This is a genomic window from Streptomyces sp. NPDC033845, assembly GCF_055576225.1.
In genome coordinates this window covers 40,148-59,498 of record NZ_JBVIRI010000002.1, presented here as the reverse complement: position 1 = coordinate 59,498, position 19,351 = coordinate 40,148, and the positions used below count along the sequence as shown (strand labels likewise).

Sequence of the window (19,351 nt, the reverse complement as noted above, 5' to 3'; positions counted from 1 at the left end):
GGGCAATGTCCGAATCCGTCGCTTTGGATCCGGTGGATCTGCAGATCCTGACCCTGCTGCAGAACGATGCCCGGATGACGTACCGCGATCTCGCCGCCGAGGTCGGGGTCGCGCCCTCCACCTGTCTGGACCGGGTGACCCGGCTGCGCCGCTCCGGCGTGGTCCTCGGACACCGGCTCCGGCTGGACCCGGCCCGGCTGGGCCGGGGACTGGAGGCGCTGCTGCTGGTGCAGGTGCGGCCGCACCGCCGCGAGCTCATCGGCCCGTTCGTGGAGCGGGTGCGCGCGCTGCCCGCCTCCCGGGCCCTGTTCCACCTCACCGGCCCGGACGACTACCTGGTGCACGTGGCCGTCGCCGATCCCGCCGAACTCCAGCGGCTGGTCCTGGACGAGTTCACCTCGCACCGCGAAGTCGCCCGGGTGGAGACCCGGTTGATCTTCCAGGAGTGGGACTGCGGCCCCCTGCTGCCCCCCTCGGCCACCGCGGATGTCAGGCGCCCGGGCAAATACGGTGGTGACGCGGACGCGTCCCGCGTATGAAGATGTCCGCATGTCAGTCACCCCTCACAGCAGCCCCAGCGACAGCCCGCAGAGCAGCCGACTGCCGCGCCAGGTAGCCGACGCCTACGTGGACGACCTGATCGCCCTCGACCCGATCACCGGCACCTACCTCGGTGTCGCCGAGAGCTCCCGCCGTCTGCCGGACTTCTCCCCGGCCGGCCGCGCCGCCGTCGCCGACCTCGCCCGCACCACCCTGGCCCGGCTGGACGAGGCCGAGCGGCTGCCCGGCGCCGACTCCGACGAGGAGCGCCGCTGCGGCCGGCTGCTCCGCGAGCGGCTGACCGCCGAGCTCGCGGTCCACGAGGCGGACGAGGACCTGCTCGCGGTCAGCAACATCCACTCCCCCGCCCACTCGGTCCGCGAGGTCTTCACCCTGACCCCGGCGGAGACCGAGGAGGACTGGGCCGCCATCGCCGAGCGGCTGCGCGCCGTCCCCGAGGCCCTGGCCGGCTACCGGGCCTGTCTGGAACTGGGCCTTTCCCGGGGCCTGTACGGCGGCCCGCGCCCGACCGAGACCTTCATCGGCCAGCTCGCCAACTGGGCGGGCGAGGACGGCGAGCCCGCCTTCTTCACCGCCTTCGCGGCGGGCGGCCCGGACGCCCTGCGCGGCGAACTCGAACCGGCCGGCGCGGCCGCCACCGCCGCCGTCGCCGAGCTCGGCGCCTGGATGCGCGAGGTGTACGCCCCCGCCGTCGCCGGCCGGCCCGACACCGTCGGCCGGGAGCGCTACGCCCGCTGGTCCCGCTACTTCAACGGCACCGACCTCGACCTCGACGAGGCCTACGCCTACGGCTGGTCCGAGTACCACCGGCTGCTGGCCGAGATGAAGACCGAGGCGGCGAAGATCCTGCCCGGCGCCAACCCCTGGGCGGCGCTGAAGCACCTGGACGAGCACGGCACCCACATCGAGGGGGTCGACGAGGTCCGGGCCTGGCTCCAGGGCATCATGGACGAGGCCATCGAGAACCTGGACGGCACCCACTTCGAACTCGCCGAGCGGGTCCGCAAGGTGGAGTCCCGGATCGCCCCGGCCGGCGGCGCCGCCGCCCCCTACTACACGGCCCCCTCCGAGGACTTCTCCCGGCCCGGCCGCACCTGGCTGCCGACCATGGGCCAGACCCGGTTCCCGGTCTACGACCTGGTCTCCACCTGGTACCACGAGGGCGTGCCGGGCCACCACCTGCAGCTCGCCCAGTGGACCCATGTCGCCGACCGACTGTCCCGCTACCAGGCCACCGTCGGCGGGGTCAGCGCCAACGCCGAGGGCTGGGCCCTCTACGCGGAGCGGCTGATGGACGAGCTCGGCTACCTCAAGGACGCCGAGCAGCGGCTGGGCTACCTGGACTGCCAGATGATGCGCGCCTGCCGGGTGATCGTGGACATCGGCATGCACCTGGGCCTGGAGATCCCGGCGGACTCCCCGTACCGGCCCGGCGAGCACTGGACCCCGGCGCTGGCCCAGGAGTTCTTCGGGCTGCACAGCGGCCGGCCGGCCGACTTCGTGGAGAGCGAGCTGGTCCGCTACCTGTCGATGCCCGGTCAGGCCATCGGCTACAAGCTGGGCGAGCGCGCCTGGCTGCTGGGACGGGAGAACGCGCGGGCCGCGCACGGCGAGTCCTTCGACCTGAAGGCCTGGCACATGGCCGCCCTGTCGCAGGGCTCCCTCGGTCTGGACGACCTGGTGGACGAGCTGTCGAAGCTCTGACCGGCCGGACCGGCCGGACTGGTCGGACTGGTCACGGACGGGCCGCCGCCCCGAGGAGGGGTGGCGGCCCGTCCGCTCCGCGCGGCCGGTTCAGCAGCCGCAGTCGTCGGAGTCGGTGGGGGCGGTCAGCGGGTCGGCCTGGTCCCGCCGGTCCTTGCCCTGCCAGGTCTCGACCTCGAAGCCCTCGCGGATCCAGTACTCGATGCCGCCGAGCATCTCCTTGACCTGGAAGCCGAGTTCGGCCAGCGCCAGCGCGGCGCGGGTGCCGCCGTTGCAGCCGGGGCCCCAGCAGTAGGTGACCACCGGGACGTCCTTGTCCAGCAGCTTCCCGGCCTGCTCGGGGATCAGCGCGGTGGGCAGGTGGATCGCGCCCGGTACGTGCGCCTGGTCCCAGGAGGGGGTCGAGCGCGAGTCGACCAGCTGGAAGCCGAGGTCGGCGCCCTGCTCGCGGTGGGCCTTGAAGGCGGCGGCGACATCGGAGACGTCCGCGTGGAAGGCGAGGCTCGCGCCGAAGTAGGCGGCGGCCGCGGCCGGGCTGGCCGGCGGCACCCGGAGCACGGGGTTGGCGGTCGCGGCGGGCGGGGTGCTGGTCTGGGGCGTCGTCGTCATGACCAGAAATCTACGGTCGTCATCCCGCCCCGGGAAGTGAGATTCCCCGGGGTATGCCTTGCTGGACCGGGGATTCCCCTGCTATTCCTGCCGTATGAGCGCGTATTCACCCGACGCCATCGACTGGCGCATCCTTGAGGCCCTCCAGCGCGACGGACGGGCGAGTTTCGCCGAACTGGCGCGGGCCGTCTCCATGTCCCCCAGCGCCGTCACCGAACGGGTCCGCCGGCTGGAGGAGACCGGGGTGATCACCGGCTACGCGGCGGTGGTCGACCCGGAGCGGCTCGGCAAGACCATCATGGCGCTGGTCCGGCTGCGCTACCCGCACGGCAACTACAAGCCGTTCCACGACCTGCTGGAATCCACCCCGGACATCCTGGAGGCCCACCACGTCACCGGGGACGACTGCTTCGTACTGAAGGTGACCGCCCGTTCGATGGGCCATCTGGAGGAGATCACCGGCCGGATCTCCGGCCTGGGCTCGGTCACCACCAGCATCGTCTACTCCTCGCCGCTGCCCCGCCGCCCGCTCAGTCCGTGAACGGCCCGGTGCGGTGCCGGACCACGGAGCCGCCGCGCCGTTTCACCACCTCCAACTGGGCCTGCACCCGGGTGCGCAGATCGGCCACATGGCTGACGATGCCCACGCTGCGGTCCCGCTCGCGCAGCGAGTCCAGCACGTCCAGCACCTCGTCCAGGGCCTGTTCGTCCAGGCTGCCGAAGCCCTCGTCGATGAACAGGGTGTCCAGCCGCATCCCGCCGGCCTCGTCGGTGACCACGTCGGCCAGGCCCAGGGCCAGGGCCAGCGAGGCGAAGAAGGTCTCCCCGCCGGACAGGGTGGCGGTGTCCCGCTCGCTGCCGGTCCAGGCGTCCACCACGTGCAGTCCGAGCCCGGACCGGCCCCGGCCGCCGGCCCGGGCGTCCGAGTGCACCAGGGTGTAGCGGCCGCCCGACATCCGCAGCAGCCGGACCGTGGCGGCGGCCGCGACCTGCTCCAGCCGGGCCGCCAGCACGTACGCCTCCAGGCGCATCCGGCGCTCGTTGTCCGCGGAGGTGCCCGCGGTGAGCCCGGCCAGCCGCGCCACCCGGTCGTACGCCGCGCGCAGCGGGCCCTGGGCCCGCAGCTCCGTCTCGGCCCGCCGGGAGAGCCGGTCCAGTTCGGCGCAGCGCAGCCCGGCGGCGTCGAACGCCGAACCGGCGGTGCGGAGATCGGCGGCGGCCCGGTCCGCGGCCGCCGAGGCGGCGGCCGGGTCGGCCGGCGGACGGGCGGCGGCCTCGGCCGTGTCCGCCTCGGCGAACCGGTCGGCCAGCAGGGCCTCTTCGGCCCCCCAGGCGTCCATCCGGCGCTGTCCGGCGGACCGTTCGGCCTCGGACAGGACCGCGGCCGCGGCCTCGCCGACGGTGTCGAAACCGGAGGCGAAGGCGGCGTCGGCCAACTGGCCGTCCGCCTCCTTGAGATGCTGGGCGGCGGCCTCGGCGCGGCGCTGGGCCCCGGCCGCGGCCGTCACCAGACGGACCGCGTTCTCCAGGATCCCGGCCCGGTCGGCCAGACTGGCGGAACCCCGGCGGAGCCGGGCCAGGCCCTCCTCCAGAGCGGTCCGCTCGCGGTCCAGGGCCTCCCTGCGGGAGGACCGGGCGGCGGCCAGCCGGTCGGCGCGCTGCCGGTTCTCGCTGCGGGCCGCGTGCTCCCGTTCGGCTGCCGCGAGGGCCTCCCGGGCCGAGTGCAGCCCGGCCGCCGCGGTGTGCGCGGCGGTGTGCCGGGCCGTCAGGTCCTCGGTGAGCGCCAGGAGTTCGGCGGTGGGCGTGTCCCCGGCGGCGGCCGCGGCCTCGGTGCCGGCCTGGCGGACGGCGGCCAGCCGGCGCTCGATCCCGGCGCGCCGCTCCTCGGCCCGCTCGTAGCGGGTCTGCGCCCCGTCCTCGGCGGCCCGGTCCACATGGCCGGGGGCCGGCCGGGCCGGGTGCGGGTGTTCGGCCGAGCCGCAGACGGTGCAGGGCAGGCCGGGCTCCAGGGCGGCGGCCAGTTCGGCGGCGATGCCGCGCAGCCGGGTCTCCTTGAGTTCCAGCCAGTGCTCGCGGGCGGCCGCGGAGGCCTCCCGGGCGGTCAGCAGCTCCTGTTCGCCGCTGTGCGCCTCGGCACCGAGGGCGTCGCGGCGGCGGGCGGCGGCCAGCCGCAGCCGGGCCGGCTCCAGGGCCCCGGCCAGCTGCTCGGCGAGGGTGGCGGCCTGCTGGGCGGCCTCGGTACGGCCCTGGAGGGCGGTCCGGGTGGTGTCCCAGCGGGCGAGCCAGTCGGCGTCCTCCTGGAGGAGTTCCTCGGCGGAGCGGGCCTCCCGGTCCAGGGCGGCGCGTTCGCGGCCGATCTCGGCGCTGCGCCGTTCGGACTGCCGGGCGGCGCCGAGGGCGCCGAGTTCCTCGCGGAGTTCCTGTTCCAGGGTGCCGAGGCGTTCGGCCCCGCACGCGCGGAACTCGGCCGGGAGGGCGTTCCGGGCCTCGGTCTCGGCGCGGTCGGCGGCGGTCCGGGCGGCCGCGGCGGCGGTCCGCAGTTCCAGGGCGGGCAGCACCAGGGCGGCCCGGCGGGCCCGGTCCAGGCGCTCGCGGACCCGTTCGCGTTCCCCGGCGGCCGCCCGGAGGACGGCGGCGCGGGCCAGGGTCTCGGCGTGCCGGCGCTGGAGGCGGTCGAGCTCCCGGGCGTCCTCGGCGGTGCGGCGGGCGGCGTGGTGCCGGCTCTCGGCGGCGGCCAGGGCGTACTCGGCGACGGTGTGCCGCTCCCGGGCGCCGCTGCGGGCCACCGCCGCCCAGCCGCGGACGGCCTCGGCGAGCCCGGGATCCCCCGGGGCCAGGGCGGGCAGCGGCCAGGCACGGAGTTCGGCGGTGTCCCCGGCGGCCTGGGCCAGCCGCTGGGCGGTGGCGAGGACCTGCTCGTCACCGGCCCGCACCTTGGCCTCGGCCGCCCTCCGGCGGTCGGCGAGGAGGGTCTCCACGGCGGCGAACCGGCGGGTGTCGAACAGCCGGCCGAGGAGCCGGCCGCGGGCTTCGGCGTCGGCGCGCAGGAAGCGGGCGAAGTCGCCCTGCGGGAGGAGGACCACCTGGCAGAACTGCTCCCGGCTCATCCCGAGGAGCTGTTCGACCTCCTCGCCGATCTCCTGGTGGGAGCGGGACATGGCCTGCCAGCCGGGTTCGCCGGAGGGTCCGGCGCGGTGCTCGCGGAGCCAGGACTGGGCCTTGTCGCGGGTGGTGCCGGTGCCCCGTTTCTTGGGCCGGTCCTGTTCGGGCCGCCGGGTGATCTCCAGCCGGCGGCCGCCGGCGGTGAGCTCCAGGGTGACCTCGGTGGGGGTGCCGGGGTCGGCGTGGTCGCTGCGCAGCCGGGTGCCGGGGGCCTGGCGGGGGCCGGGGACCGAGCCGTAGAGGGCGTAGCAGACGGCGTCCAGGACGGAGGTCTTGCCGGCGCCGGTGGGTCCGTGGAGGAGGAAGATCCCGGCGCCGGAGAGGGCGTCGAAGTCGATCTCCTGGGGTTCGGCGAAGGGCCCGAAGGCGGTCACCCTGAGCCGGTGCAGCCTCATCGGTCGGTCTCCCGGCTCATCGGTCGGTCTCCCGGGTCGCGTGGTCGGCCCGTACGGTGTCGAAGGCCTCCCGGAGCACCCCGCGTTCGGCCTCGTCGGGCTGGCCGCCGCCGCGGACGTGGGCGACGAAGTCCTCGGCGATCTCCTGGTCGGTGCGGCCGCGGAGCCGGCGGGCGTAGCCGGCGCCGTCGTCCTCCGGGCGGCCCTCGGGGTCGAAGACCAGGCTGAGGGTGTGCGGGAAGCGGGCGGTGAGCCGGGCCATGGGGTCCTCGGGGCGGACCGGGTCGGTGAGGGTGGCCTCGACCCAGGCGTCCCGGTGGGCGTCGAGGGCCGGGTCGTCGAGGAGGGTGTCGAGGGGGCCCCGGATGCGGGCCAGCGGCCGGGGCACCGGGGTGTCCAGGCGTTCGGCGGTGATCTCCCCGGCGGGGCCGAGGTCGACCAGCCAGACGGACTTGCGGTGTCCGGCCTCGGAGAAGGAGTAGGCGAGCGGGGAGCCGGAGTAGCGGATCCGCTCGGTGATCGTCTGGCTGCCGTGGAGATGGCCGAGGGCGGTGTAGTCGACCCCGTCGAAGACGGCGGCGGGCACCGATTCCACCCCGCCGACGGTGATGTCCCGTTCGCTGTCGCTGGACCGGCCGCCGGTGACGAAGGCGTGGGCGAGGACCACCGAGCGGGTGCCGGGGGCCCGTCCGGCGAGGTCGGCGCGGACCCGGTCCATAGCGGCGCCGAGGACGGCCTCGTGGCTGACCCGGGGGGCCGCGAACTCGTCCTTGACCAGGGCCGGCTCCAGATAGGGCAGCCCGTACAGGGCGACCTCGCCGTGCTCGTCGGCCAGCAGCACCGGGTGGGCGCAGCCCGCCGGGTCGGTGCGCAGGTGGATCCCGGCGCGGCCGATGAGTCCGGCGCCGACGCCGAGGCGGCGGGCCGAGTCGTGGTTGCCGGAGATCATCACGGTGGGCACGCCGAGGTTGGCGAGGCGGTGCAGGGTCCGGTCGTAGAGGTCCACGGCGGGCAGCGGGGGCACGGCCCGGTCGTAGACGTCGCCGGCGACCAGGACCGCGTCCACGGAGTGGGTGCGGACGGTGTCGATCAGCTGGTCGAGGAAGGCGGCCTGGGCGTCGAGCAGTCCGACCCGGTGGAAGGACCGGCCGAGGTGCCAGTCGGAGGTGTGCAGGAACCTCACGCGGCGGTCACCCCGTCGCCGTAGGCCTCGCCGCCGAGGGTGAGGCCGGCGGTGCCGGCGGTGCTGTCGGCCAGCCAGGCCCGGAAGGCGTCGACCTCGGCGGCCGGGAGGCCGATCTCGATGTCGACCTCCTCCCCGTACCGGACGTCCAGGACGGTGCGGCCGGTGGCGCGGAGGTCGTTCTGCACCTTGCCGGCCCGCTGGTGGTCCACGGTGACGGTGGCCAGCCGGTAGCGGTGCCGGGTGACGGTGCCGAGGGCGTCCAGGGCCTCGCCGACCACCCCGCCGTAGGCGCGGATCAGTCCGCCGGCGCCGAGCTTGACCCCGCCGTAGTAGCGGGTGACCACGGCCACCGCGTAGCGGATCTCGCGCCGGGTGAGCATCTGGAGCATGGGCACTCCGGCGGTGCCGCCGGGCTCCCCGTCGTCGCTCGCCTTCTGGACGGAGGCGTCGGCGCCGATGACGTAGGCGTAGCAGTTGTGCGAGGCGGTGGGGTGCTCGCGGCGGATCCGGGCGATGAACTCCTGGGCCTCGGACTCGGTGGCGGCGGGCGCGAGCGCGCAGATGAACCGGGAGCGGTTGATCTCGGACTCGTGCACGCCCTCACGGGCGACCGTCACGTACTGGTCTGCCTTCACCCGTCCACCCTAAGCCGCGCGCGCCGGGGAATCGGACACGCGTCCTCGCGGTTGAGGCGGGGGGCGGGGCGGCGTCGGGCCGGTCCGCGGAGCTTGAAGGAGGCGGCGCGCGTGTACGGCGATCCGGCGACGGTCCGCACCATCCTCACCGAACTGGGTGACACCTGGGCCGTGGTGGGCCTGTCGAACAACGAGGACCGGGCGGCCCACGGGGTGGCCCGGGTGCTCCAGCGGTACGGGAAGCGGGTGGTCCCGGTGCATCCGAAGGCGGAGACGGTCCACGGCGAGCAGGGGTACCCCTCGCTGGAGGCGATCCCCTTCCCGGTGGACGTGGTGGACGTGTTCGTGAACAGCGAGCTGGCCGGTCCGGTGGCGGACCAGGCGGTGGCGGCGGGCGCGCGGGCCGTCTGGTTCCAGCTGGGCGTGGTGGACGAGGAGGCGTACGAGCGGACCCGGGCGGCCGGTCTGCACATGGTGATGGACCGGTGCCCGGCCATCGAGATCCCGGCCCTGGGCTGAGCCGGGGCCCGGCGGGCCGGCTCGGTGCCCCGGGGCCGGCTCAGGGGGTGCGGGCGGCCGCCTCGCGTTCGGCCTCGGCGAGGGCCCGCAGCTGCTCGGGGGTGACCCCGTCCGGAATGGGTACCGGGGCCGGGGTGCGCAGCGGCGGCTGCCAGCCGGTCTCGGGTTCCCAGCGGCGGACGATCCGGGCGGGGGCGCCGGCGACCACGGCGTGGTCGGGCACCTCGCCGCGGACCACGGATCCGGCGGCGACCACCACGTTGCGGCCGATCCGGGCGCCGGGGAGGATCACCGCGCCGGTGCCGAGCCAGCAGCCGGGGCCGATCTCCACGGGCGCGCTGCGCGGCCACTGGCGGCCGACCGGCTGGTGCGGGTCGTCGTAGCTGTGGTTGGTGGAGGTCAGGTAGACGCCGGGGCCGCAGAAGGTGTCGTTGCCGATGGTGATGGGGGCGTCGGCGATCACATGGCTGCCGCGGCCGAGGACGACCCCGTCGCCGAGGACCAGCATCGGTTCCGGGCCGAGGTCGAGGTCGGGCATCATGCCGGCGGTGAGGGTGACCTGCTCGCCGATGATGCAGTGGGCGCCCATCCGGATCCAGGGGGCGCCGAAGATGGTGCCCTGCGGGAAGGCCAGCCGGGTGCCCTCGCCGATGGCGGCGAAGGCGTGCCCGCCGGGGGTCCGGGCGGTGACGGATCCGGCCCGCTGCATCCAGCGCCAGGCGGTGTGGACGGCGTGGGCGGCGGCGCGGCGGCGCCAGTCCGTGAGGGAGGGGATCGTGCTTCTGCTCTTCGGCACCCGGCCACGGTAGTGGGCGGGGCCGCCCGGGTCCGGACCGGTCTCCTGTGATCTTCACCCCATCGTCTACGGTGCTCGGGGCGCGACCACCGGAAGCAGAGAAGGCGGGCAGACATGGCGGAGCAGTCGAACGGGGCACTCGTGGCGGGCGTCGGGGGGAAGGACCCGGTGATCGACGCGTCGGCGTTCACCGCGCCGACCTCGGTGGTCATCGGTGACGTGAGCCTGGCCGAGGGGACGAGCGTCTGGTACTCGGCGGTGCTGCGGGCGGACTGCGGGCCGATCGTGCTGGGCGCGGACAGCAATGTGCAGGACAACTGCACGGTGCATGTGGACCCGGGTTTCCCGGTGTCGATCGGCGAGCGGGTCTCGATCGGGCACAACGCGGTGGTGCACGGCTGCACGGTCGAGGACGACTGTCTGATCGGGATGGGCGCCACCGTGCTCAACGGAGCGGTGATCGGGGCGGGTTCGCTGGTGGCGGCCCAGGCGCTGGTCCCGCAGGGGATGGTGGTGCCGCCCGGTTCGCTGGTCGCGGGGGTGCCCGCCAAGGTGCGGCGGGCGCTGACCGAGGAGGAGCGGGACGGCATCCGGGTGAACGCGGCGATGTACGTGGAGCTGGCGAAGCAGCACCGCGCGGCGGTCAGCCCTTAGCGGTGGCCGGCTCGGCCGGGGCGCCCTGCTCCGGCAGGTCCGCCGTCGCGGCCGTCGCCGCGGTCCCGGCCCCGGCCCCGGCGGCGGCCTTGGCGGCCCGCCGCTTGAGGAGCAGCATCGAGCCGAGGCCGAAGAGCACGGCCAGCAGCAGGCCGGCCCAGGAGAACCTCTTCAGCCAGGCCTCGGCGACGATGCCCACGTAGTAGATGACGGCGGTGGTGCCGCCGGCCCAGAGGATCCCGCCGAGGACGTTGGCGATCAGGAACTTCCAGTACGGCATGTGGAGGACGCCGGCCAGCGGTCCGGCGAAGATCCGGAGCAGGGCCACGAACCGGCCGAAGAACACGGCCCACATGCCCCACTTCTCGAAGGAGCGCTCGGCCACGGCGATGTTCTGCTCGCCGAAGTGCCGGGGGAAGCGCTTGCCCAGTCCGGCCAGCAGCGGTTTGCCGCCCTTGCGGCCGATGGCGTAGCCGATGGAGTCGCCGATGATCGCTCCGGCGCTGGCACAGACGCCCAGGACCAGCGGGTCGACCTCGCCGTGCTGGGAGGCCAGCAGGGCCGAACTCACCAGGATGATCTCACCCGGCAGGGGGATGCCCAGGCTCTCCAGCCCGATGACCACGCCCACCAGGGTGTAGATCATCACCGCCGGAACGGTCTCCAGCCATTCCTGGATGTGCACTGGTACGTCCTCCCGCGACGCCGCGGCCCGGCCGGGCCCGGCGCGCCCCCGGTGGCGCGCCGAGCGGGCAGCCTACCCGCTCCGGACCACCGCCTTTGTCCGCAGCGGCAGTTCGCGGGAGGACCGGCCGACGAACACCTCGCGGCGTCCGGTGCCCAGCACCCAGGCGTGCCGGGCCGGGTCCCAGGAGGAGAGGGCGCGGCGGTCGAGGTCCACGGTGACGCGGCGGCTCTCGCCGGGGGCGAGGGTGATCCGGCGGTAGCCGGCGAGGGCCCGGACGGCCTGGTCGAGGCGGAGGTCCGGGGAGGGGCCGAGGTAGACCTGGGCCACGTCGGTGCCCTTGCGGGGGCCGGTGTTGCGGACGGTGAACTCCACCCGGAGGGCGCCGTCCTCGGAGCGGACGGCGGGCCGTTCGTACCGCCAGGTGGTGTAGGAGAGGCCGTGGCCGAAGGGGAACAGCGGGGTGACCCGTTCCTCGTCGTACCAGCGGTGGCCGACGTGGATGCCCTCGGTGTGCTCCCGGCGTCCGCCGACGCCGGGGTAGCGGGCCGGGTTCCCGCCGACCGGGTGGGCGCGTTCGTCGGCGGGATAGGTCTGGGTGAGGCGGCCGCCGGGGTCGGTGTCGCCGAAGAGGACGTCGGCGGTGGCGCGGGCGCCCTCCTGGCCGGGGTAGTACATCTGGAGGACGGCGCCGGTGCGGGCCAGCCAGGGCATGGTGGTGCTGGAGGAGGTGTTGAGGACCACGGTGGTGCGCGGGTTGGCGGCGGTCACCGCCTCGATCAGCCTGGGCTGGCCGCCGGGCAGGCCGAGGGTCTCGCGGTCGGTGCCCTCGGTGGCGTCCTCGTAGGCGAAGAGGACCACGCTGCGGGCGGCCTTGGCGGCCTTGACGGCTTCGGCGAGGTCGGCGGCCCGGGTGGCGTCGCTGGTGTGGCGGAGCCGGAAGCGCTGGCCGCGGGGGCCGCCGCGGGCGGTGACGGTGAGCCGGTGCGGTCCGGCCTTCAGGGCCAGTGGGCGGCGGCGGACGGTCAGCCCGTCGGGTGCGGTGCCGAGCAGGGCTCCGGTGGCGGTCTCGGGGATGCCGGGGCGGGTCGGGAAGAGCTCCTCGCCGTCGAGGCGGATGTCGGGCCGCTGTCCGGAGTAGTGGACCAGCAGGGTCCACCGGTCGTCCGCGGGCAGGGTGAGGGTGCCGGCCCAGCGGAACTCCCGGCCGGCCGGGACGGTCCGGTCGTCGAGTGCGGCGGCGGGGGTGAGCCGGGCGGCCGGCAGCGGCCGGCCGTGCACGTCCTCGCCGAGGGCGTAGCGGACGGTGGCGGTGCGGCCGGCCCGGTCCGTGATGGCGCGCAGCGGGGCGAGCGGCCGGCCGGGTGCGGGGCGGTCGGTGCCGCCGCCGGTGAGGGCGACGGCCCCGGTGGGTCCGATGACGGCGATGGAGCGGGCGGCTTCGCCGGTGAGCGGCAGGGTGCCGCGTTCGTTGCGGAGGAGTACGGCGCCGGCGGCGGCGATCCTGCGGGCGGTACGGGCCCCGGCGGCGGGGTCGCGCGGGGGCCGGCGGGCGGCCCGGCCGTCGAGCAGTCCGAACCGGTCGAGGGTGCCCAGCAGCCGCCGGACGGCCTGGTCCACGGCGGGTTCGGAGACGGTGCCGGCGCGGACGGCCTGCCGGAGCGGTCCGCCGAAGTGGGTGCCGGCGGGCATCTCCATGTCGAGGCCGGAGGTGATGGCGGCGACGGTGCTGCGGGTGGCGTGCCAGTCGGAGAGCACCCAGCCGTCGAAGCCCCAGCCGCGCCGCAGGAGTTCGTCGAGGAGGGTGCGGCTCTCGCAGGCGTGCACTCCGTTGACCTTGTTGGCGCCGCCGACGACGGCGCCGGCTCCGGCGGTGACGGCGGCCTCGAACCCGCGGAGTTCCGTCTCGTGCAGGGTCTGTTCGCCGACGATCACGTCGGTGGTGCCGCGGCCGCGTTCCTGGCCGTCGAGGGCGAAGTGTCCGACGGCGGCGATCAGGCCCTCGTCCTGGATGCCGCGGACGACCTCGGCGACCAGGTCGGCGGTGAGCCTCGGGTCCTCGGCGAAGGCCTGGAAGTTGCGGGCGGCGTAGGGGGTGCGGATCAGGTTGGCGGTCGGGGCGAGGAGCACGTCCTGGCCGAGGGCGCGGCCCTCGCGGCCCAGGACCCGGCCGTAGTCGCGGGCCAGCGCGGGGTCGAAGGCGGAGGCGAGGAGGACCGGTGCGGGCAGGGCGGTGGCCGGGGCGGTCACCCGGACCCCGGCCGGGCCGGTGGCGAGCCGCAGGGCCGGGACGCCCAGGCGCGGGAGGCCGGGCAGATAGCCGGCCTGGCCGAGGGGGGCGGGGTCGGCGGCCCCGTGCAGCAGGGCGGTCTTCTCGTCGAGGGTGAGGCGTTCCAGGACGGCGTCGACGCGGGCGGCCCGGGCGGGGCGGGCCGCGCCGCCGGGGGCGGCCGAGGCCTTCGGGCTCGCCCGGGTGCCGGCGTCGGCCGGCAGGGTCACGGCGCAGCCGGCGGCCCCGCAGGCGCCCAGTGCGGCGCCGGCGGCGCCGAGCAGCCGCAGCGCGGATCGTCTGGACACGGCCTCGCTCATGGCGGCCCCCGGGGCGTCGGCGGTGGCGGCCCCGGTCCGGGCCGCCCCGCCCACTCTGCGCCCCGGTCCGGCCGGCTCCGGGCAGACGCGCCGCCGTGTTCAGCTGTTGGGGCGCAGGGTCCAGACGACGGTCATCTCGCCGGTGACGGCCTCGTCGGAGTCGCGGCGGATGGTGATGGCCACCGGGAACTCGGGGCGGCCGCCGGCGTCGAGCTCGGCGACCACCTCGGTGGCCGGGCGGCCCAGGGTGGCGGTCGCGGTGACCGGGCCCTTGGCGAGCTTCTTATAGCCGATCTGCGCGCTGACGGCGAGCGGCACGGCGCGGCCGAGCTGGTCCTGGAAGGCGGCGAGGACGATCGCGCCGCTGGCGGACTCGGCGAGGGTGAACATGGCGCCGGCGTGCGGGCCCTGGATGTGGTTGTGGAAGTCGGCCTGGTCCGGGAGCCGGAAGACGGCCCGCTCGGGGGTGGTCTCCAGGCATTCGAGGTTCAGGGTGCGGACCATCGGTACCGTCGCGGCGAGCAGTTCGCCCATGTTCATCTGATCTGCGCTCATGGAACCGGATGTTACCCACGAGTAGACGGGCTTGGCCAGCCCTCCGGAGGGGGCGGCCGTGGCCCCCGGACCGCCCTCCCACTATGGTTACCGGCCATGTGGCCAGGACAGCAGCAGCCGCCCGGGGGCGAGCAGAACCCCCAGGACGCGCACCAGAACCCGTACCAGCAGCAGGGACAGCCGAGCCCCTACCAGCAGCAGCCCGGATACGGACAGCCGTCGCAGCCCGGATACGGCTACCCGCAGCAGCCGCCGGCCCCGCAGCCCTGGGGCCAGCCGCCCACACAGGTCCAGCAGCCCGTCGGGGGCACCCGGTTCAGCACCCGGACCGTGGCGATCGTCGCCGCCTCCGCCGTGGTCGTGACCGCCGCGGTGACCGGCACCATCGTGCTCACCCACGACGACGGCTCCTCCACCGAGGCCGACGGCAAGCCGAAGGCCACCGCCCCGGCCTCCACCGCCCCCTCGAAGGAGCCCTCCGCCCCGGCCGCCCCGCCGAGCGACAACCCGCGCTCGGGCGGCGGCACCGAGCCGGTCATCCCCGGCTGGAAGGTCGTGGTCAACACCAAGTACGGGGTCGCCTTCGACGTGCCCCCGGAGTGGAAGGTGCTGGGCTCCGGCGTCTCCTCCGGGATCCTGGACGAGGTCAAGAACGACGGCATGCCGGTGATCAGCATGTCCGCGCCCGCCTACCTCAAGGAGGAGTGGTGCACGGTCGACTCCGACAAGGACGGTGACACGGAGGAGTACTCCCTCGCCGCCACCGGGGTCAAGGGCGCGAACGGCGCGAAGGACACCAAGGAGGCCGCGAACAACAACACCGGCAGCTGGGTGTGGGCCGGATACGCCCAGAAGGAGCCCAAGGGCACCACCAAGGTGTCCGAGCCGAAGGAGTACACCACCAAGTCCGGGCTCAAGGGACACATGGTGACGGCCACCGCCAGCGGGGTGAAGAAGCCCCACAAGTGCGCCACCGACGGCAAGGGCATCGGCTTCGCCTTCAAGAACGCCAAGGGCGACTTCGCCAGCTGGGTGATGTACGGCGCCACCGGGGTCGAGGGCGAGTACACGACCGAGGTGGCGAAGAAGGTTCTCAGCTCGATCCGGCTCACCACCGGATAACCCGTTTGGCAGAACGCCGCCGGCCGTGGATAGTCCGGGGGTGAGCTCACCCACCACCGCACCGGACCACCGGACCCCGACCACCCGCCCGGCATGGGCGGGCCGCAACTACTCGCTCCTCACGGCCGCCGCGGTCATCACCAACCTGGGCGCCCACGGCGCCCTGATCGCCACCGCCTTCGCCGTGCTGGAGGCCGGCGGCTCCAGTGGGGACGTCGGCCTGGTGGCCGCCGCCCGCACCCTGCCGCTGGTGCTGTTCCTGCTGGTCGGCGGGGCGGTGGCGGACCGGCTGCCGCGGCACCGCGTGATGGTCGCGGCGAACGCGCTGAACTGCGTCTCGCAGGGCGCGTTCGCCGCCGTCGTGCTGCTCGGCGAACCGCAGCTCTGGCAGATGATGGCCCTCACCGCCCTCTGCGGCACCGGCCAGGCCTTCTTCAACCCGGCCGCCGAGGGCATGCTGCTCTCGACCGTCTCCGAACGGGACGCCAACCGGGCCTTCGCCCTCTACCGGATGGCGGTCAACGGCGCCGGGATCGGCGGGGCCGCCCTCGGCGGCGCCATGATCGCCGTCATGGGCCCCGGCTGGGTGCTCGCCGTCGACGCGGCCGCCTTCGCCCTCGCCGGCGCGCTGCGCGCCTTCCTGGACGTCAGCCGGACCGTGGAGCGCAAGGCGGCCGGCGGACTCCTCGCCGACCTCCGGGAGGGCTGGACGGAGGTCCGCAGCCGTCCCTGGCTCTGGAGCATCGTGCTCCAGTTCTCCGTGGTGGTGGCCGTGGTGGGCGCCGCCGAGTCGGTGTACGGGCCGCTGGTCGCCCGGGAGCACCTGGGCGGGCCCGCGCCCTGGGGCATCGCGCTGGGCTTCTTCGGGGTCGGCACCATCGCGGGCGCCCTGCTGACGATGGCCTGGAAGCCGCGCCGGCTGCTGCTGGCCGCCACCCTGTGCGTGTTCCCGCTGGCGCTGCCCGCCGCCGGGCTCGCGGTCCCGCTGCCCACCTGGGGGCTGTGCGCGGTGATGTTCCTGAGCGGCACCGCGATCGAGGTGTTCGGCGTGAGCTGGATGACGACGATGCACCAGGAGATCCCCGAGGACAAGTTCTCCCGGGTCTCCGCCTACGACTGGTTCGGCTCGGTCTCCATGCTGCCGCTGGCCACCGCCCTGGCCGGACCGGCCGAGTCCGCCTTCGGCCGGACCGAGGCGCTCTGGGGCTGTGCGGGCCTGGTGGTCCTGGTCACCGCCCTGACCCTGCTGGTCCCCGACGTCCGCAACCTCACCCGCAGGGCACCGGCCCCGCACACCCCCGTCCCCGCCCAGGGACCGGCACCCGCCCCGGCACAGTCACCGGCCCAGTCACCGTCGCCGGCACCGGCACCGGCACCCGCCGAGGCGACGGCGGCGACGCAGCCGCCGGCCCCCGCACCGGCCGACGTCTGACGGCCGGACGGGAACGGGCGGGAACGGGCGGGCGACCGCACGTCCGCGGCGGCTGCCCGGCTCCGGCGGCAGCCCCGGCGGTCAGCCCAGGGAGAAGGCGCCCTCGGGCGGCCGGGGCGAGGCCACCGCGTCCCGGTCCCCGACCGGCAGCGCGCCCCCGATCAGCCGGGCCAGCGGCTCCCCGTCCACCACCCGGGCCGGAAACGCGTCCCCCGCGCAGCTCCGGGCCAGCGCGGCCACCGGCAGTTCCGCGTCCGAGGCCAGCAGCACCGCGTTCCCGAACCGCCGGCCGCGCAGCACCGCCGGTTCGGCGATCAGCGCGAGCTCGGCGAACACCGACCGGAAGTTCGCCAGCTGCGTCCGCAGGAACCCGAAGGGCGCCCCGTCCGCCAGGTTGGCCGCGTACAGCCCGCCGGGCCGCAGCACCCGGGCGGCCTCCCGCGCGTACTCCACCGAGGTCAGCCGGGCCGGGACCCGGGAGCCGCCGAAGACATCGGCGAGCAGCACGTCAGCGCTCGCCGCGGGCGCCCGCCCCAGCCACTCCCGGGCGTCGGCCGCGTGCAGCCGCAGCCCGGCCCCGGCCGGGACCGGCAGGTGCTCGGTGACCAGCGCCAGCAGCTCCGCGTCGAACTCGACCACCTGCTGCCGGGAGCCCGGCCGGGTGGCCGCGGCGTACCGGGGCAGGGTCAGCGCGCCGCCGCCCAGGTGCACCAGGTCCAGGGGCGCGCCCGGCTCGGCGGCCCGGTCCAGGACATGGGCGAGCCGGCGGACGTACTCGAACTCCAGGTGCTCGGGGTCGTCGAGGTCCACATAGGACTGCGGGGCCCCGTCCACGGTCAGCAGCCAGGCCCGGTCCCGGTCGATGTCCGGCATCAGCTTGGCGGTGCCCTGGGCCACGTCCCGGACCACCGGGATCGGATCTTCGCTCACCCGACCATTGTCCGGCCCCGCCACGGCCCCGTCCGACCGGCCGGGTGCCCGACCGGCCGGTCGTCCGGCCGTCCGGGTGCCCAGCCGTCCGGGTGTCCGGCCGTCCGGGTGTCAGCCGTGCCAGACCCGGGCGACCTCGGCGGCGTGCGCGGCGGCCTGGGTCAGTCCCGCCCGGGCCGCCGGGTCCCGCCGCGTCGGGTCCAGCACATTGCGGCCGAAGGCGGTCCGGGCCTCCTTCGAGGGGTGGACCAGCACCACCTCGGCGCCGCCCTTGCGCAGCTCGGCGGCCTGCGCGGCGGCCGAGGGGCTCAGCCGGGTGCCCAGGGACATCGGGGCGAGGATCACGATCCGCCGGTAGCCGGCGGCCAGGTCGGCGTTGGCCGAGGACCGGATGCCGCCGTCGATGTAGCGGCGGCCCCCGATGGTGACCGGCGGCCACACCAGCGGGACCGCGCAGCTCGCCGAGACCGCGTCCACCAGTCCGGCGCCGCTGGCCCGGTCGAAGGCGGCCGTCTCACCGCTGAGCGCGTCCACCGCGCTGACCACCAGCCGCCGCTCCGGCCAGCTGTGCGAGCGCAGCCGGGCGGCGAGCACCGCCCGCCGCTCCGCCTCCTCCCCGGTGGCCGCGGCCAGCGCCAGGGCGCCGATCCGCCGCCGGTACTCCGGTGCGGAGCGCGCCCGCAGCATGGCCATGCCGTAGCGGGCCAGGGTGCCGGTGCCGAACCGGGCGGCCGTCTCGGTGCTCGCGTCGCCGAGCTGGCGTTCGTACAGCTCACGGGGGTCGAACAGGCCGGAGGTCAGCTGGGCGCCGACCACCGATCCGGCGGAGGTGCCCACGACCAGTTCGGCGTCGAAGAGGTCCACCCCGGCCTCGGCCAGGCCGTGCAGCATGCCGCACTCCCAGCCGATGCCGGTGAGCCCGCCGCCCCCGAGCACCAGTGCCGTCCCGCCGTCCGCCGCAGCCATCGCCACCCCTTGGATCTGGGAACCCGGAGGGGTTCCGGCCGCCGCCCGAGGCCATCCGGCGTTCGAACGGATGAGGCACAGATTACGGCGCGCCGACCGGTGTGTCGGTTAGTCTCCCCGGATGTCCCTCCTCCTCGCGCCCTGGACCCGGCTGGCCCTGCTCGTCCTGCTGCTGGCCGCGGCGGGCGCCTGCGTGCTGCTGTACGAACCCCAGCGGCTGCTGTCCGAGGGCTGGCCGCCGGGGCTCCCGGTGGGCACCGCGGTCCTCCTCTTCGCGTCCGCGTACGGGCTGTGCACGGCGGCCTTCGTGCCCCGGCCGCTGCTGAACCTGGGCGCGGGCGCGGTCTTCGGCGCCCAGTTCGGACTGGTCGCCGCGGTGGCCGGCACGGTGCTGGGTGCCGGTCTGGCCTTCGGCCTGGGCCGGGTGATGGGCCAGGACGCGCTCCGGCCGCTGGTGCGGGGCCGCTGGCTGAAGGCCGCCGACGGCCAGCTCAGCCGGCACGGGTTCCGGTCCATGCTGGCGGTGCGGATCTTCCCCGGGGTGCCGTTCGCGGCCGCCAACTACTGTGCCGCGGTCTCCCGGTGCGGCTGGGTGCCGTTCCTGGTCGCCACCGGCATCGGCACGGTCCCCAACACGGCCGCCTATGTGATCGCCGGCGGCAACGCCTCCTCGCCGACCTCCCCCGCCTTCCTCGCCTCGCTGGGCTTCATCACGGTCTCCGGGGTGCTCGCCGGCACCGTGGCCTGGCGCAAGCGCCACCGGTTGACGGCCGCGATGCCCGTCCAGCCCACCCCCGTGGTCAACGGAGCCTCCAACGGGCCCTAGCATTCGGAGCGAACTGCCCGACGAT

18 protein-coding genes are annotated in these 19,351 nt (G+C 75.4%); 8 read left to right on the top strand and 10 right to left on the bottom strand.

Annotation, left to right across the window (positions count from 1 at the left end; genetic code table 11):
• Nucleotides 1-5: 5 nt before the first annotated feature.
• Nucleotides 6-539 (top strand): Lrp/AsnC family transcriptional regulator, encoded by a 534-nt coding sequence (locus ACZ50K_RS04425; protein WP_468897350.1) that lies wholly within the window; start codon nt 6-8, stop codon nt 537-539.
• 10 nt (nt 540-549) lie between these two features.
• Nucleotides 550-2,265 (top strand): DUF885 domain-containing protein, encoded by a 1,716-nt coding sequence (locus ACZ50K_RS04420; RefSeq protein WP_468897348.1) that lies wholly within the window; start codon nt 550-552, stop codon nt 2,263-2,265.
• A gap of 90 nt (nt 2,266-2,355) precedes the next feature.
• Here the strand turns inward: ACZ50K_RS04420 and ACZ50K_RS04415 are convergent, their stop codons facing one another.
• On the bottom strand, nt 2,356-2,874 hold the full coding sequence (locus ACZ50K_RS04415; RefSeq protein ID WP_468897345.1) for a rhodanese-like domain-containing protein: 519 nt from the start codon (nt 2,872-2,874) through the stop codon (nt 2,356-2,358).
• A gap of 94 nt (nt 2,875-2,968) precedes the next feature.
• Here ACZ50K_RS04415 and ACZ50K_RS04410 point away from each other — a divergent pair, with 94 nt between their 5' ends.
• A complete protein-coding gene (locus tag ACZ50K_RS04410) occupies nt 2,969-3,415 on the top strand; it encodes an Lrp/AsnC family transcriptional regulator (protein WP_468897343.1) in 447 nt (148 codons plus the stop codon).
• On the opposite strand, the gene ACZ50K_RS04405 is transcribed toward ACZ50K_RS04410, so the two are convergent.
• From ACZ50K_RS04405 to ACZ50K_RS04395, 3 genes are read right to left on the bottom strand one after another with little or no spacing between them, the layout of a single operon-like run.
• Entirely contained in the window at nt 3,405-6,431 is a 3,027-nt protein-coding gene (locus ACZ50K_RS04405) for an AAA family ATPase (RefSeq protein WP_468897340.1), read from the bottom strand. The two genes, ACZ50K_RS04410 and ACZ50K_RS04405, sit on opposite strands and share 11 nt — an antisense overlap.
• A 16-nt stretch (nt 6,432-6,447) precedes the next feature.
• Entirely contained in the window at nt 6,448-7,614 is a 1,167-nt protein-coding gene (locus tag ACZ50K_RS04400) for an exonuclease SbcCD subunit D (RefSeq protein ID WP_468897338.1), read from the bottom strand.
• On the bottom strand, nt 7,611-8,252 hold the full coding sequence (locus tag ACZ50K_RS04395) for a YigZ family protein (RefSeq protein WP_468897335.1): 642 nt from the start codon (nt 8,250-8,252) through the stop codon (nt 7,611-7,613). Before ACZ50K_RS04395 ends, ACZ50K_RS04400 begins: the two co-directional genes overlap by 4 nt.
• A gap of 111 nt (nt 8,253-8,363) precedes the next feature.
• On the opposite strand from ACZ50K_RS04395, the gene ACZ50K_RS04390 reads away from it, so the two are divergent.
• Nucleotides 8,364-8,771: a CoA-binding protein gene (locus tag ACZ50K_RS04390; protein ID WP_468897333.1), complete on the top strand. Its 408-nt coding sequence runs from the start codon at nt 8,364-8,366 to the stop codon at nt 8,769-8,771.
• Nucleotides 8,772-8,811: 40 nt separating this feature from the next.
• On the opposite strand, the gene ACZ50K_RS04385 is transcribed toward ACZ50K_RS04390, so the two are convergent.
• On the bottom strand, nt 8,812-9,567 hold the full coding sequence (locus tag ACZ50K_RS04385) for an acyltransferase (protein WP_468897330.1): 756 nt from the start codon (nt 9,565-9,567) through the stop codon (nt 8,812-8,814).
• 114 nt (nt 9,568-9,681) lie between these two features.
• On the opposite strand from ACZ50K_RS04385, the gene ACZ50K_RS04380 reads away from it, so the two are divergent.
• Nucleotides 9,682-10,221 (top strand): gamma carbonic anhydrase family protein, encoded by a 540-nt coding sequence (locus ACZ50K_RS04380; protein ID WP_468897329.1) that lies wholly within the window; start codon nt 9,682-9,684, stop codon nt 10,219-10,221.
• On the opposite strand, the gene ACZ50K_RS04375 is transcribed toward ACZ50K_RS04380, so the two are convergent.
• The 3 genes from ACZ50K_RS04375 to ACZ50K_RS04365 form a co-directional block, all read right to left on the bottom strand.
• On the bottom strand, nt 10,211-10,906 hold the full coding sequence (locus tag ACZ50K_RS04375; RefSeq protein WP_468897327.1) for a DedA family protein: 696 nt from the start codon (nt 10,904-10,906) through the stop codon (nt 10,211-10,213). The two genes, ACZ50K_RS04380 and ACZ50K_RS04375, sit on opposite strands and share 11 nt — an antisense overlap.
• A gap of 72 nt (nt 10,907-10,978) precedes the next feature.
• Nucleotides 10,979-13,483 carry a beta-glucosidase gene (locus ACZ50K_RS04370; RefSeq protein WP_468897325.1) on the bottom strand — a complete coding sequence of 835 codons (2,505 nt, stop codon included), beginning with the start codon at nt 13,481-13,483 and terminating at the stop codon, nt 10,979-10,981.
• A gap of 111 nt (nt 13,484-13,594) precedes the next feature.
• Nucleotides 13,595-14,050, bottom strand: coding sequence for a DUF4442 domain-containing protein (locus ACZ50K_RS04365; RefSeq protein WP_468897323.1), 456 nt, complete (start codon nt 14,048-14,050; stop codon nt 13,595-13,597).
• A gap of 96 nt (nt 14,051-14,146) precedes the next feature.
• On the opposite strand from ACZ50K_RS04365, the gene ACZ50K_RS04360 reads away from it, so the two are divergent.
• Nucleotides 14,147-15,172: a DUF8017 domain-containing protein gene (locus ACZ50K_RS04360; protein ID WP_468897321.1), complete on the top strand. Its 1,026-nt coding sequence runs from the start codon at nt 14,147-14,149 to the stop codon at nt 15,170-15,172.
• 40 nt (nt 15,173-15,212) lie between these two features.
• Nucleotides 15,213-16,604, top strand: coding sequence for an MFS transporter (locus tag ACZ50K_RS04355; protein WP_468897318.1), 1,392 nt, complete (start codon nt 15,213-15,215; stop codon nt 16,602-16,604).
• An 81-nt stretch (nt 16,605-16,685) separates the two neighbouring features.
• Here the strand turns inward: ACZ50K_RS04355 and ACZ50K_RS04350 are convergent, their stop codons facing one another.
• On the bottom strand, nt 16,686-17,477 hold the full coding sequence (locus ACZ50K_RS04350; RefSeq protein WP_468898440.1) for a spermidine synthase: 792 nt from the start codon (nt 17,475-17,477) through the stop codon (nt 16,686-16,688).
• A gap of 168 nt (nt 17,478-17,645) precedes the next feature.
• Nucleotides 17,646-18,500 carry a patatin-like phospholipase family protein gene (locus ACZ50K_RS04345; protein WP_468897315.1) on the bottom strand — a complete coding sequence of 285 codons (855 nt, stop codon included), beginning with the start codon at nt 18,498-18,500 and terminating at the stop codon, nt 17,646-17,648.
• A gap of 121 nt (nt 18,501-18,621) precedes the next feature.
• Here ACZ50K_RS04345 and ACZ50K_RS04340 point away from each other — a divergent pair, with 121 nt between their 5' ends.
• Entirely contained in the window at nt 18,622-19,326 is a 705-nt protein-coding gene (locus tag ACZ50K_RS04340) for a TVP38/TMEM64 family protein (RefSeq protein ID WP_468897313.1), read from the top strand.
• Nucleotides 19,327-19,351: the final 25 nt, after the last annotated feature.